We start from the raw sequence: 14,247 nt of genomic DNA on the forward strand, positions 1-14,247 counted from the left end.
AAACGATTCGATCTGCCCTTGGAGGGGCGATGGAAGAATGGTCTGCGCGCCCCACACGGGATGCGCCCAGTGCGGCTTACCCGCCCGGACCTGCTCCTATCAACCCCATACCGCAGCGGGTGTGGTTTCAGCCGGATAACTAGGCGCAAAGCCGCAGACAGTGCTGTAGCACGGCAAGGCTTTGCAACGACGTTAGCCGGTTGAAGGCACGCCCGCCAAAGGAGAACGCAATGCAGATCGAAACCCTGGCCGTGCACGCCGGCTACAGCCCTGACCCAACGACCAAAGCGGTCGCCGTTCCCATCTACCAGACGGTGGCTTATGCCTTCGACAGCGCGCAGCACGGCGCCGACCTGTTCGACCTCAAGGTGCCGGGCAACATCTACAGCCGCATCATGAACCCGACCAACGATGTGCTTGAAAAGCGCATCGCGGCACTCGAAGGCGGCATTGCGGCGCTGGCCGTCGCATCGGGCATGGCGGCCATCACCTACGCCATCCAGACCATTGCCGAGGCGGGCGACAACATCGTCTCGGCCAGCACGCTCTACGGCGGCACCTACAACCTGTTCGCCCACACCCTGCCCCAGCAGGGCATCACCACGCGCTTTGCCGACCCGCGCGACCCGGCCAGCTTTGCCCAGCACATCGACGCGCGCACCAAGGCCATCTTCATCGAGAGCATCGGCAACCCGCTGGGCAACGTGACCGACATCGCCGCCCTGGCCAAGGTGGCGCACGACCATGGCGTGCCACTCATCGTGGACAACACCGTGCCCACGCCCTACCTGCTGCGCCCCATCGAGCACGGTGCCGACATCGTCGTGCACTCGCTCACCAAGTACCTGGGCGGCCACGGCAACAGCGTGGGCGGCGCCATTGTGGACAGCGGCAAGTTCCCCTGGGCAGAGCACAAGCAGCGCTTCCCGCGCCTGAACGAGCCCGACGTGAGCTACCACGGCGTGGTCTACACCGAGGCCCTGGGCCCCGCCGCCTTCATCGGCCGCGCCCGCGTCGTGCCCTTGCGCAACACGGGTGCCGCGCTGGCCCCGCAGAACGCGTTCTTGATCCTGCAAGGCATCGAAACCCTGGCCCTGCGCCTGGACCGCATCTGCGACAACACCTTGGCCATCGCCGAGTACCTGCAGGCCCACCCCAAGGTCGAATGGGTGCGCTACGCCGGCCTGCCTGACCACCCGGACCACGCGCTGGTCAAGCGCCAGCTGGGCGGGCGGGCATCGGGCATTTTGAGCTTTGGCGTCAAGAACAGCGATGCCGATCCGCGCGCGGCGGGGGCACGTTTTCTTGATGCGCTGCAGCTGTTCACCCGGCTGGTGAACATCGGCGATGCGAAGTCACTGGCCACGCACCCGGCATCGACCACGCACCGCCAACTCAACCCCGAGGAACTGGCCAAGGCGGGGGTGAGCGAGGGGATGGTGCGCTTGTCGGTGGGGATCGAGCACATTGACGACCTGAAGGCGGATCTGGAGCAGGCGCTGGGCAAGGTGTGACCGCGCAGCGGCCTACCGCTCAGACATCCCGCGCCAACCGCACCCCCGCAAACTGCCACCGCGCAGTTGCCGGGAAAAAATTGCGGTAGGTCGCCCGCACATGCCCCGCGGGCGTGGCGCACGACCCCCCGCGCAAAACATACTGGTTGACCATGAACTTGCCGTTGTACTCGCCCACGGCGCCCTCGGCCGTGCGAAAGCCGGGGTACGGGGCGTAGCTCGACTGGGTCCACTGCCAGGCATCGCCGAACACCTGCACCATGCCCGGGCCCTCGGCCGCGCCGGGGTGCAGCGGGGCATCGGGGCCGTCAGCGAAATGGCCCTGCAGGGGCTGGCGTGCGGCGGCGCATTCCCATTCGGCCTCGGTGGGCAGGCGGGCGCCGGCCCAGCGGGCATAAGCATCGGCTTCGTAGTACGACAGGTGCACGGCGGGCAGTGCGCTGGCCAGGGGGACCAGGCCGGCCAGGGTGAACTCGTGCCAGGCATCACCCTCGTCATCACCACCGCCCAGCCCCGCGCGGTGCCAATAGATGGGCTGCGTAAGGCCCTGCGCGGTGCGCCAGTCCCAGCCTTCGGCCAGCCAGTGCACGGGGTTGCGGTAGCCGCCGTCTTCGATGAAGGCAGCGTACTCGCCATTGCTCACCAGGCGCGATGCCAGGGCGTGGGGCTGCACGTAGACGCGGTGGCGCGGCAGTTCGTTGTCGAAGGCAAACGCGCCGCTGCCGGCATGGTGGCCGATTTCGACCACGCCGCCGTCGCTGCGGTGCCAGGTGAGGGGCTGGGCCAGGCCACCATCGATGCTCGGCTGCAAGCCATGGTAGGCCGGAAACAGCGGGTTGCACGAGAGCAGGTGCTTGATGTCGGTCACCAGCAGCTCCTGGTGCTGCTGCTCGTGGTGCAGGCCCAGTTCTACCAGGGCCTGCAGCCTGGCGTTGTCTGCCTGGCGCGCCAGCAGGGCCTGCACGCGCTCGTCCACCTGGGCGCGGTAGGCCAGCACCTCGGCCAGCGACGGACGCGTGAGCAGGCCGCGCTGCGGGCGCGGGTGCTTGGCGCCCACGCCGTTGTAGTACGAATTGAACAGCACGCGAAACGCCGGGTGGAACGGCGCAAACGCCAGTTCGTGCGGCTCCAGCACAAAGGTCTCGAAAAACCAGGTGGTGTGTGCCAGGTGCCACTTGGCGGGGCTGGCGTCGGGCATGGACTGGGCACAGGCGTCTTCGGGCGACAGCGGCACCACCAGCTCCACCGAGCGCTGGCGCACGGTGGCGTAGTCGGCGGGCCGGGGGGGCGGGTTCGTCGTCATCCTGCCAGTGTGCCCCACCGGGGTGGCATGCGGCTGTACCAGCCGCAGAGGCAGGCCAGTGCCGGGCAGCGGCGGAAAGCGCGCGTCAGGGTTGCGCATGCACCACCGCAAACCAGCCGCGCGGGTCGGTCCAGGCCTGGGCGCGCGAGAAGCCTGCGCGCGCCAGCAGGTCAGTGAAGGCGGGCAGCGTGTACTTGTAGCTGTTCTCGGTGTGGATGCATTCACCGGCCGCAAAGTCGCGCACACCGCCGCCGGGCCAGCGCACCTGCAGCGGCGACATGGCCTGCAGATGCATCTCGATGCGCGAATGCAGGGTGTTGAAGAAGGCCAGGTGGCGCCACTGCGCGGGGTCGAAGTTGCTGCCGATGAGGCGATTCACGTGCGAGAGCACGTTGAGGTTGAAGGCCGCGGTGACGCCGGCGGCATCGTCGTACGCCGCCTCGAGCACGTCCACCTCCTTGGGCAGGTCGATGCCGATGAGCAGGCCGCCGTCGGCATCGGGCTCACCCTCGCCATCGACCAGCTCGCGCATCTGTTCGAGCAGCATCAGCGCATGCGGCGGGTCGAAATTGCCGATGGACGAGCCCGGGTAGAACACCAGGCGCCCGGTGCGCGGTATGTCGGCCGGCAGGGTCACGCCGCGCGTCATGTCGGCGCCCACGGCGCGCGCGTCCATGTGCGGGAACTCCTCGCGCATGCGGGCCACGGCGCCCTGCAGAAAATCGGCCGAGATGTCCACGCCCACAAAGCAGTCTGGGGCCAGGGTGCGGCACAGCGTACGCGCCTTCTCGCAGTTGCCCGCGCCCAGCTCGATCAGCGTGCGGCCCTGGCCTACGGCGGCGGCAATGGCGGCGGCGTGCTGCTGCATCACGGCGTGCTCGGTGCGCGTGGGGTAGTACTCGGGCAGGCGGGTGATGGACTCGAACAGCTCCGAACCGAGCTGGTCGTAGAAGTACTTGGGCGAGATGGTGGCGGGCTGCTGCAGCAGGCCCTCTGTGATCTCGTCGTGGACCGATTGCTCCGCCAGCGCCTGGGGCGCCTGAGAGGTGTTGGAGGCATCGGCACTGTCCGGCTCCGGGGCCAGCCCCTCGAAGGCTTCGAAGGCCAGATGGGGTGGCTTGGCATTCCAGGCTGCCTGGCGCTGTGCGCCCCGGGTTGGAAGCAAGGGCGACGGATTCTGGAGGAGTGCGTGGGCCATGGTTCGCAAGGTTAGCGGGGGGTGTACAGCCCCCAAGTAGGACGAACGCCCGTGTGCCTTGCCCGGTGGATGCACCAAGCCACCACGCACCGTGGGCAAGCATGCATGGCCCGGGTACCGGCTGGGCGCATACCCGGCCTGTCATCGAGCCAAGCCACAATCATGGGCCCCCGGCGCGGCCACGGCAAGCCCTGTTTCGGCTGGCCCGCATTTCGCTTGCTGTCACACCTTTGCCGCAATCATCGCTACACAAGGACACACCGCCCCATGGATTCATTGACCCAGATCGCCCTGGGCTCCGCCGTCACCCTCGCCACCATGGGCCGCCGCACCGCCGCATGGAAAGCCGTCTTCTGGGGCGCCGTGGCCGGCACCCTGCCCGACCTGGATGCCTTCATCGACCATGGCGACGCCATGCTCAACATGGTGCTGCACCGCAGCAGCAGCCATGCCCTGCTGACCCTCACACTTTTGTCAGGCCCGCTGGCCTGGCTGGTGGCGCGCCTGCATGGCGAAACGCCGCACCTGCTGCGCTGGTGGCTGGCCCTGTGGCTGGCGCTGGTCACCCACCCGCTGCTGGATGCGATGACGATCTACGGCACGCAGCTGCTCTACCCCTTCACCAACCACCCGTACGGCGTGGGCAGCGTGTTCATCATCGACCCGCTGTACACGCTGCCGCTGCTCATCGGGGTGGTCGCGGCCCTGTCCATGCGCGGCGGCCGCGGCCTGCGCTGGAATGCCTGGGCACTGGTGTTCAGCACCGCCTACCTGGGCCTGGGCGTGCTGGCGCAGCAGCATGTGGAGGGCATTGCGCGTGCATCGCTGCAGTCCGAGGGCATCACCGCCGAGCGCGTGCTGGTGACGCCTGCGCCGTTTTCTGCCGTGCTGTGGCGCGTGGTGGCGATGACACCCACGCACTACCTGGAAGGCTTTCGCTCGCTGGCCGATGGCGGCCAGCAGCCCATGCGCTGGACGCGCCATGAGCGTGGCACCGACCTGTACGCCACCTACCAGGGCAATGCGCATGTGCAGCGCCTGTCGCGCTTCACCCATGGCTTCTACCGCATGAACGAGGCGGGTGGGCACATCTACATCACCGACCTGCGCATGGGCATGGAGCCCGCGTACTCGTTCCACTTCGACATCGGCACGCCGCAGCAGGTGCTGGCGGGCACCGCCAAGGCCCGGCAGGAGTGGCAGCGCCCCGACCTGGAAACCGCCCTGCCCTGGCTGTGGCGCCGCATGCTGGCGCTGGACGATGCGCCCCTGCGCCCGGCGGGTACCGCGCCCAAAACACCTGCCCCGACCACCCCGGCAGGCTGAGCCAGCAGACAGACGGGCAGTACAGACGGCAGCGCTGGCAACCGCCGTCTGTGTCTTGCCGCGCAGGGCCGCTGCGCATAGAGTGGCCGGTTCACCGACCACCCCGAGGCCCCGCCATGCTCCAGATGCGCCCCAGCTGCGAATGCTGCGACAAAGACCTGCCACCCGATGCGACCGACGCACGCATCTGCACCTTCGAGTGCACCTTCTGCAGCACCTGCGCGGGCGGCCCGCTGGGCGGCATCTGCCCCAACTGCGGGGGTGAGCTGCTGCAGCGCCCGCGCCGGCCCGCATCCAAGCTGGCCAAGTACCCCGCGTCGACCGAGCGCGTGCACAAGCCGCAAGGCTGCGGCCCGGTGCTGGCATGAACGCGACCACGCTGCTGGTCTTTGCGCTCGTGGCCCTGGTGGCCATTGCCACGCCCGGGCCCACGGTGCTGCTGGCACTGGCCAACGGCTCGCGCTATGGCGTACGCCGCTCCGTGCCGGGCATGCTCGGCGCCGTGGCCTCCGACTTCGTGCTGGTGGGTGCTGTGGCGCTGGGCCTGGGCGCTCTGCTCGCGGCCTCGGAGTTCTGGTTCTCCGTCGTCAAATGGGTGGGCGCCGCCTACCTGGCATGGCTCGGGCTGCGCCTGCTGCGCTCGCAGGGCGGGCTGGATCTGTCGCAGGCCGGCAGCGCCGAGGGTGTGACGGCCCGCGGCGTCTTTGCCAAGTCGTTCCTGGTCGCGGTGACCAACCCCAAGGGCTACCTGTTCTGCTCGGCCCTGCTGCCACAGTTCATCGACGCGAATGCACCGCAGTGGCCCCAGTACGCCGCCATTGCGGTGGTGTTCGCGGGCCTGGATTTTGCGGTGATGCTGGCCTATGCCATCGTGGGCGCCAAGGCCGTGCAGTTGCTGCGCCGCCGCGCGGTGCTGTGGCTTGACCGCTGCTGCGGCGGTGCGCTGCTGGCCTTGGCGGGGTCGTTGGCCTTCTATCGCCGCAGCGCCTAGAACCTGTAGCCCAGGCCGATGCCGAACAGCACCGGATCGACCTTGAAGGTGCCGGCCTTGGCACTGCCCGCGAACACGTCGGTCTGGATGTAGACCTTCTTCAGGTCCACGTTCAGGTACAGGTTCTTCGACAGCGGAATGTCCACGCCCACCTGCAGGGCTGCGCCCCAGCTGTTCTTGTCGATGCCCACGCCGGCGGGCAGGTGCACGCTGGAAAAGCGCGTGTAGTTCAGGCCCGCGCCCACATAGGGCTTGAAGCCAGGGGCATCGAAATGGTACTGCAGCAGCAGCGAGGGCGGCAGGTGCTTGAGCGTGCCGATCTTGCCGCCGAGCGTGCTGGCGCGCACGTCGTGCTTTTGCGGCACGGTCAGGACCAGCTCGGCGGCGATGTTCCTGGTGAAGAAGTAGGTGACGTCGACCTCGGGAATGGCCTTGTCATTGACCGACAGGCCCAGGCCGGTGGTGTCCTTGTTGGCGCTGTCCAGGTGCACGGCGCGGGCGCGCACCAGCCAGGGGCCTTCGGATTCTTGTGCCATGGTGGCGCCGGATGCCAGCGCGCAGGCGGCCACCAGGGCCAGTTTCAGCAGCTTGTTGTTGTTCATGGGAGCGATCGATTCGATGCGGTTGAACGGGGACGACCCCCGTGCATGCATTGGGCCCCCGCACGCCCGCGCGTACCTTGCCGCAGATCAACCGATGGGCCGGCTGACGCGGCGCATCAGGCCCCGGATGACGGGGCTTCGATCTGGATCAACAACGGTGCGTGGTGCGTGGCGCGTCAGTGCGCGGCCGCGCCCTTGCCACGCATTTTTTGTACGACGGTCACCACGGCCACCACGAGGCCACCCGCGACGATGCCCACCACGGCATTGAGCAGGTTGGAGATCAGCCCCCCCCACAGCGCTCCCGCGGGCCAGGTGCCGGCTGCAGCGCCCGCCCCTTCCACGGCATGGTGCAGGGCCGGAATGCCGTGTACCAGAATGCCGCCGCCCACCAGGAACATGGCGGCCGTGCCGGCGATGGACAGGAATTTCATGAGCCAGGGCGCCGCATTGACGATGCCCGTGCCCAGGGCCTTGGCCACCGCGCTGCGCTTGTTGTTGAGCCACAGGCCCAGGTCGTCGAGCTTGACGATGCCCGCCACCAGGCCGTACACCCCCACCGTCATGATGACGGCGATTCCCGTCAGCACGGCCACCTGCTGCGCAAACGAGGCTGTCGCCACCGTGCCCAGCGTGATGGCGATGATTTCTGCCGACAGGATGAAGTCGGTGCGCACGGCGCCCTTGATCTTGTCCTTTTCCATGGCCACCAGGTCCACGGCCGGGTTGGCATTGGCCTGGGCACGGCTTTCGTGCTCGGCCTCGTCCTTGCTTTCGCTGTGCAGGAACTTGTGGGCGATCTTCTCGAAGCCCTCGAAGCACAGGAAGGCGCCGCCGATCATCAGCAGCGGCGTGACGGCCCAGGGCGCGAAGGCGCTGATCAACAGCGCTGCAGGTACCAGGATGGCCTTGTTGACCATGGAGCCCTTGGCGACGGCCCAGACCACGGGAATCTCGCGCTCCGCGCGCACGCCGGTGACCTGCTGGGCGTTGAGCGCCAGGTCGTCGCCCAGCACGCCCGCCGTCTTCTGCGCGGCCACCTTGGTCATCACCGAGACGTCGTCGGCCATGGCGGCGCTCTTCTTGGCCGCCACCTTGGTCATGAGGGCGACGTCGTCGAGGATGGTGGCGATATCGTCCAACAGGGCTAGAAGGCTGCCAGCGGCCATGGGATGTCCTTGGGTGGTGGTTCGGTCAAAGCGCCGACTATAGCAATGACCTGGGTCAATTCCACACGCTGCCAGGGGCCACCGCACGGCGCCGCAAAGGCCTTGCAGAGGACGCGGCCCGCCGTGGCTTTGGCAAAAGGCGCATACTCGGCGCTCACACCACCAACCTTTTGGGGTCCCTTGACAACGGGCTTCTCGCCCGAGCCATGCCAGGCTACCTCACCAAGCAAGACAGCGTCGCCATTGCGGGCGTCGCCAATCTCACCATCCGTTCGCTGCTGGACAAGCAGCAGTTCTCCGACCCGCTGGGCGAGGCCGAGCGGCTGGGCATCTCCTCCGCCCTGTGGCCGCTGTTCGGCCTGCTGTGGCCCTCGGGCACGCAACTGGCCGAGCGCATGGCCACCCGGCCGCTGCAGGCGGGCGAGCGCGTGCTGGAGATCGGCTGCGGCCTGGGCCTGGCCAGCCTGGTGTGCCACCGGCGCGGCGTGGACATCACCGCCAGCGACGGCCACCCGCTGGCCGACAGCTTTCTGCTCGAAAACCTGCGGCTGAACGCCCTGCCGCCCATGAAGTACCGTGCCGGGCACTGGAACCCACCGCAAGGCGCCGAGGGCGACGGCCCCGCTGCCAGCACCGTGAGCGGCCGGTTCGACCTGATCATGGGCAGCGACGTGCTCTACGAGCGCGACGCGCGCGCCACCCTGGCCGGCTTCATCGACCGCCATGCCGAGGTGGGCGCACAGATCTGGATCGTGGACCCCGACCGCGGCAACCGAAGGGCCTTCCACAAGCAGATGGCGGTGCACCGCTTCGAGGTGGTGGAAGAGCGCCTGGACCACCCAGCCCTGGACGACCGCCCCGCCTACAAGGGCCGGCTGCTGGTGTACCAGCGGCCTGACCTCGCCAACTAGTGTCCTGTCCCGCAAATAAATCCCCATAAAACCGCGTCTTTCACGCCAGGGCAGCGTTGCAAATCCTCGCGATAGCTACGGCTATCGCTGCGGTTTGCGCCTTGCCCTGGCGCGAAATCCATCGGTTTTATTTTTGGCATCTATTTACGGGACAGAACACTAGCCGAGCATGAAAAACGGGGCCGAAGCCCCGTTTTCTTTCAACGCCGCCGCAGCGGCAATTCCATCAGCCCACCCACTTGCGGGCATTGCGCCAGATGCGCATCCACGGGCTCAACTGGCTGCGGTCCTCGCTGGTCCAGCTCATCTGCACGTTGCGGAACACGCGCTCGGCGTGCGGCATCATGGCCGTGAAGCGGCCGTCGGCCGTGGTCACGGCGGTGAGGCCGCCCGCGCTGCCGTTGGGGTTGAAGGGGTACTGCTCAGTGGCTGCGCCGTGGTTGTCCACATAGCGCATGGCCGCAATCGCCTTGTCGGCATTGCCGCGGTAGCGGAAGTTGGCGTAGCCCTCGCCATGCGCCACGGCGATCGGCAGGCGGCTGCCGCTCATGCCCTGGAAGAACAGGCTCGGGGATTCGAGCACCTCCACCATCGACAGGCGGGCCTCGAAGCGCTCGCTCTGGTTGGTGGTGAAGCGCGGCCAGTCCTGCGCGCCGGGGATGATGTCGGCCAGCTCGGCAAACATCTGGCAGCCGTTGCACACGCCCAGGCCGAAGGTGTCCGTGCGGCCGAAGAAGCCCTGGAACTGCTCGGCCAGCACCGGGTTGAAGGTGATGCTGCGCGCCCAGCCGATGCCGGCACCCAGGGTGTCGCCATAGCTGAAGCCGCCGCAGGCGACCACGCCCTTGAAGTCCGCCAGTTGGGCACGCCCGGTCTGCAGGTCGGTCATGTGCACGTCGTAGGCCTCGAAGCCCGCCTCGGTGAAGGCATAGGCCATCTCGATGTGCGAGTTGACGCCCTGCTCGCGCAGGATGGCGACCTTGGGACGCGCCAGGTTGAAATAGGGCGCGGCCACGTTCTCGGCGGGGTCGAACGCCAGGTGCACGTGCAAGCCGGGGTCGGCCGGTGCGCCAGCGGCGGCGTGTTCGGCATCGGCATTGGCGGGGTTGTCGCGCTGCTGGCAGATCTTCCAGCTCACAGCGTCCCACACCTGGTGCAGGTCGGCCAGGGGCGCGCTGAACACGGCCTTGGCATCGCGCCAGACCTGCAGCTCGCCCTTGCCGGCGTCGATGGGTGAAGACACGGGACGCGTCTTGCCCACGAAGTGGCTGAAGCGCGAGAGATTGTGCTCGCGCAGCAGCTGCATCACCTCGTTGCGCTCGGCGGTGCGCACCTGCAGCAGCACGCCCAGCTCTTCATTGAACAGCGCCTTGAGCGTCAATTCTTCACGGCGCGCGCTGACCTGGGAGGCCCAGTTCTTGGCGTCGCCGGTTTCCATGCGGCTGTCGCTGATGCCGTCGCCCTCGGTGACCAGCAGGTCCACGTTGAGCGACACGCCCACATGGCCGGCAAAGGCCATTTCGGCAGCGGCGGCCAGCAGGCCGCCGTCGCTGCGGTCGTGGTAGGCCAGGATCTGGCCCTTGGCGCGCAGTGCGTTCACGGCGTTGACCAGGTTCACCAGGTCTTGCGGATCGTCCAGGTCGGGCACCACGTCCCCGCTCTGGTCCAGCGTCTGGCCCAGGATGCTGCCGCCCATGCGGCTCTGGCCCTTGCCCAGGTCCACCAGCACCAGGGTGGTGTCGGCTTCGGTGGCATCGAGCTGCGGCGTGAGCGTGCCGCGCACGTCGGCCAGCGAGGCGAAGGCGCTCACGATCAGGCTCACTGGCGAGGTGACCTTCTTCTTGTCGCCACCTTCTTGCCACTGCGTGCGCATGGACAGCGAATCCTTGCCCACGGGGATGGAGACGCCCAGGGCCGGGCACAGTTCCATGCCCACGGCCTTCACCGTGGCGTAGAGCGCGGCGTCTTCACCGGGTTCGCCGCAGGCGGCCATCCAGTTGGCGCTGAGCTTGACGCGCGGCAGCTCGATGGGCGCGGCCAGCAGGTTGGTGATGGCTTCGGCCACGGCCATGCGGCCCGAGGCGGGGGCGTTGATGGCCGCCAGCGGCGTGCGCTCGCCCATGCTCATGGCCTCGCCGGCAAAGCCCTTGTAGTCGGCCAGGGTCACGGCGCAATCGGCCACCGGCACCTGCCAGGGGCCAACCATCTGGTCGCGGTGCGACAGGCCACCCACCGTGCGGTCGCCGATGGTGATGAGGAAGCGCTTGGAGGCCACCGTGGGGTGGGCCAGCACGTCGATCACGGCCTTTTGCAGCGGCACGCCGGTCAAATCCATGGGCGCGAACTGGCGCTCCACCGTGGCCACGTCGCGGTGCATCTTGGGCGGCTTGCCCAATAGCACGTTCATGGGCATGTCCACGGGGTTCTTCTGGTCACCGCCGGCCACGGCCGTGTCGTCCAGCACCAGTTGGCGCTCTTCGGTGGCGGTGCCGATCACGGCAAACGGGCAGCGCTCGCGCTCGCAGAAGGCCTGGAACTGCGCCAGCGAGCCGGGTGCGATGGCCAGCACGTAGCGCTCCTGGCTCTCGTTGCTCCAGATTTCCTTGGGTGCCATGCCCGATTCTTCGAGCGGCACGGCGCGCAGGTCGAAGCGCGCACCGCGGCCGGCGTCGTTGGTCAGCTCGGGGAAGGCGTTGGACAGGCCGCCCGCACCCACGTCGTGGATGGCCAGGATGGGGTTGGCATCGCCCTGCGCCCAGCAGTGGTTGATGACTTCCTGTGCGCGGCGCTCGATCTCGGGGTTGCCGCGCTGCACGGAGTCGAAGTCGAGCTCGGCCGCATTCGTGCCCGTGGCCATGGAGCTGGCGGCGCTGCCGCCCATGCCGATGCGCATGCCGGGGCCGCCCAGCTGGATCAGCAGCGAGCCGGCCGGGAATTCGATCTTTTGGGTGAGGCCGGCGTCGATCACGCCCACACCGCCCGCGATCATGATGGGCTTGTGGTAGCCGCGCTGCACGCCGCCCACGTTCTGCTCGTATTCACGGAAGTAGCCCGCCAGGTTGGGCCGGCCGAATTCGTTGTTGAACGCGGCGCCGCCCAGGGGGCCTTCGACCATGATCTGCAGCGGGCTGGCGATGTGCTCGGGCTTGCCGACCTCGCTGCCCCAGAGCTTGGAGACGGTGAAGCCGGTCAGGCCGGCCTTGGGCTTGGAGCCCCGGCCGGTGGCGCCTTCGTCGCGGATTTCACCGCCCGCGCCGGTGGAGGCGCCGGGGAAGGGCGAGATCGCCGTGGGGTGGTTGTGCGTTTCCACCTTCATCAGCACGTGCTGGGTGGCTTCGCTCTTGGCATAGCCGACCGTGCCGGCATCGCCCATGCGCGCCAGGAAGCGCTCGACCGTGTGGCCTTCCATGACGGAGGCGTTGTCGGAGTAGGCGATCACCGTGTGCTGGGGTGCCAGCTGGTGGGTGTTGCGGATCATGCCGAACAGGCTCTTGTCCTGCGCCACGCCGTCGATGGTGAACTCGGCGTTGAAGATCTTGTGGCGGCAGTGCTCGCTGTTGGCCTGGGCGAACATCATCAGCTCGACGTCGCTCGGGTTGCGCGCCAGGCCTGTGAAGGCGTTGACCAGGTATTCGATCTCATCTTCGGCCAGGGCCAGGCCGAAGCGGGTGTTGGCGGCTTCCAGCGCGGCGCGGCCGCCACCCAGCAGGTCCACATGCTCCATGGGCGCGGGCTGCAGCTCGGTGAACAGGGCGGCGGCGCCGCTGCGGTCGGCCACCACCGATTCGGTCATGCGGTCGTGCAGCAGGGCGGCGACCTGGGCCACCTGGTCGGCAGTCAGCTCGGGCGTGCCGCCCAGCAGGCCGGGCTTCAGGGCCACGCGGTATTCGGTGATGCGCTCCACGCGGCGGATGGCGATGCCGCAGTTGCGCGCGATGTCGGTGGCCTTGGAGGCCCAGGGCGAGAGCGTGCCCAGGCGCGGGGTGACGACGATGACGGCACCGGTTTCGGGGCCGGCATAGGGGTCGCCGTAGGTCAACAGGGCCGCCAGGCGCTCCTGATCGGCAGGCGACGGCGCCGCATCGGTGGCCACCAGGTGCACGAAGCGCGCAGCGATGCCAGTGATCTTGGGATGGATGGCCTCGAGGGCAGGCTGGAGTTGCTGGGCGCGAAAGGTGCTGAGGGCGTTGCCGCCCGCCAGCGTGGTCATGTGCAAGGTCACGGTAGCGGCCTGTTGGGGTGTGAGGGGTACGGTGGGCGCCGCCGCCATCCGGAAAACGCAGGCTTGGTGGCGGTTAGCCTCCCATTTTAACCGGCGGCGCTCAACACCATGCAGCATCTCAAGCGCAATGGGATAATCCCCCCATGAGCATCACCATCAAAAGTGCACAGGACATCGAGGGCATGCGCGTCGCCTGCCGCCTGGCGTCTGAAGTGCTGGACTACATCGCCCCCCACATCAAGCCCGGCATCACCACCAACGAGATCGACCGGCTGGCCGCCGAATGCATGGTCCAGCAGGGCACGATATCGGCCACGGTGGGCTACCAGCCGCCGGGCTACCCGCCCTACCCTGCGTCGCTGTGCACCTCGGTCAACCACGTGGTGTGCCATGGCATCCCCAACGACAAGCCCCTCAAGAAGGGCGACATCGTGAACGTGGACGTCACCGTGATCACCAAGGAAGGCTGGTACGGCGACAACAGCCGCATGTACCTGATCGGCGAGACCTCCATCGCCGCCAAGCGCCTGTGCGCCATGACCTTCGACGCCATGTGGCATGGCATCGTGCAGGTCAAGCCGGGCGCGCACCTGGGCGACATCGGCCATGCGATCCAGAAGTTTGCCGAAGGCCTGGGTTTTTCCATCGTGCGCGAGTTCTGCGGCCATGGCATCGGCCAGCGCTTCCACGAAGAGCCCCAGGTACTGCACTACGGCAAGCCCGGTACGCTCGAAGAGCTCAAGCCCGGCATGGTGTTCACCATCGAACCCATGATCAACGCCGGCCGCCGCGAGGTGAAGGAACACGGCAACGACGGCTGGACCATCGTGACCAAGGACCACAGCCTCTCGGCCCAGTGGGAGCACACGGTGCTGGTCACCGAGACAGGCTACGAGGTGATGACGATCTCGGCCGGTTCGCCGCCTCTGCCGTCCTTTGTGACCGCCACAAAGACATAAAAAGTCAGCGGGAACCCCGCTGCGCACGACTCTTGCGTGGAACACTGCATGG

General features: G+C 67.8%; 11 protein-coding genes. 6 read left to right on the plus strand and 5 right to left on the minus strand.

Features of this window, described 5'->3' with window-relative positions:
• Positions 1-230: 230 nt before the first annotated feature.
• Entirely contained in the window at positions 231-1,514 is a 1,284-nt protein-coding gene (locus AC07PA_RS13920; RefSeq protein ID WP_145698547.1) for an aminotransferase class I/II-fold pyridoxal phosphate-dependent enzyme, read from the plus strand.
• A gap of 19 nt (positions 1,515-1,533) precedes the next feature.
• Here AC07PA_RS13920 and egtB read toward each other — a convergent pair whose 3' ends face one another.
• Together egtB and egtD are read right to left on the minus strand one after the other, a co-directional pair.
• Complete coding sequence (gene egtB / locus AC07PA_RS13925) at positions 1,534-2,817, minus strand: ergothioneine biosynthesis protein EgtB (RefSeq protein ID WP_494608210.1); 1,284 nt, start codon at positions 2,815-2,817, stop codon at positions 1,534-1,536.
• A gap of 85 nt (positions 2,818-2,902) precedes the next feature.
• A complete protein-coding gene (egtD, locus tag AC07PA_RS13930) occupies positions 2,903-4,015 on the minus strand; it encodes an L-histidine N(alpha)-methyltransferase (protein WP_494608212.1) in 1,113 nt (370 codons plus the stop codon).
• A 267-nt stretch (positions 4,016-4,282) separates the two neighbouring features.
• Between egtD and AC07PA_RS13935 the strand changes: the two genes are divergently transcribed.
• From AC07PA_RS13935 to AC07PA_RS13945, 3 genes are all read left to right on the plus strand, one after another.
• Complete coding sequence (locus AC07PA_RS13935; protein WP_494608214.1) at positions 4,283-5,341, plus strand: metal-dependent hydrolase; 1,059 nt, start codon at positions 4,283-4,285, stop codon at positions 5,339-5,341.
• A 116-nt stretch (positions 5,342-5,457) separates the two neighbouring features.
• Complete coding sequence (locus AC07PA_RS13940; RefSeq protein WP_145698542.1) at positions 5,458-5,709, plus strand: DUF1272 domain-containing protein; 252 nt, start codon at positions 5,458-5,460, stop codon at positions 5,707-5,709.
• The gene (locus AC07PA_RS13945) at positions 5,706-6,332 is read left to right on the plus strand and encodes a LysE family translocator (RefSeq protein WP_494608216.1); all 627 of its coding nucleotides are present in this window, start codon (positions 5,706-5,708) and stop codon (positions 6,330-6,332) included. The genes AC07PA_RS13940 and AC07PA_RS13945 overlap by 4 nt, the downstream gene beginning before the upstream one ends.
• Here AC07PA_RS13945 and AC07PA_RS13950 read toward each other — a convergent pair.
• Together AC07PA_RS13950 and AC07PA_RS13955 are read right to left on the minus strand one after the other, a co-directional pair.
• Positions 6,329-6,934, minus strand: coding sequence for an OmpW/AlkL family protein (locus tag AC07PA_RS13950; RefSeq protein ID WP_494608218.1), 606 nt, complete (start codon positions 6,932-6,934; stop codon positions 6,329-6,331). The two genes, AC07PA_RS13945 and AC07PA_RS13950, sit on opposite strands and share 4 nt — an antisense overlap.
• Before the next feature lie 176 nt (positions 6,935-7,110).
• Entirely contained in the window at positions 7,111-8,103 is a 993-nt protein-coding gene (locus tag AC07PA_RS13955; RefSeq protein WP_007850287.1) for a DUF808 domain-containing protein, read from the minus strand.
• A gap of 206 nt (positions 8,104-8,309) precedes the next feature.
• Here AC07PA_RS13955 and AC07PA_RS13960 point away from each other — a divergent pair, with 206 nt between their 5' ends.
• Positions 8,310-9,014 (plus strand): class I SAM-dependent methyltransferase, encoded by a 705-nt coding sequence (locus tag AC07PA_RS13960; RefSeq protein WP_494608220.1) that lies wholly within the window; start codon positions 8,310-8,312, stop codon positions 9,012-9,014.
• Positions 9,015-9,240: 226 nt separating this feature from the next.
• Here AC07PA_RS13960 and purL read toward each other — a convergent pair whose 3' ends face one another.
• Positions 9,241-13,236 carry a phosphoribosylformylglycinamidine synthase gene (purL, locus tag AC07PA_RS13965; RefSeq protein WP_494608222.1) on the minus strand — a complete coding sequence of 1,332 codons (3,996 nt, stop codon included), beginning with the start codon at positions 13,234-13,236 and terminating at the stop codon, positions 9,241-9,243.
• 143 nt (positions 13,237-13,379) lie between these two features.
• Between purL and map the strand changes: the two genes are divergently transcribed.
• Entirely contained in the window at positions 13,380-14,195 is an 816-nt protein-coding gene (gene map, locus AC07PA_RS13970) for a type I methionyl aminopeptidase (RefSeq protein ID WP_007859993.1), read from the plus strand.
• The last annotated feature ends 52 nt before the right edge of the window (positions 14,196-14,247 follow it).

The organism is Acidovorax sp. GW821-FHT09B03 (assembly GCF_059418305.1).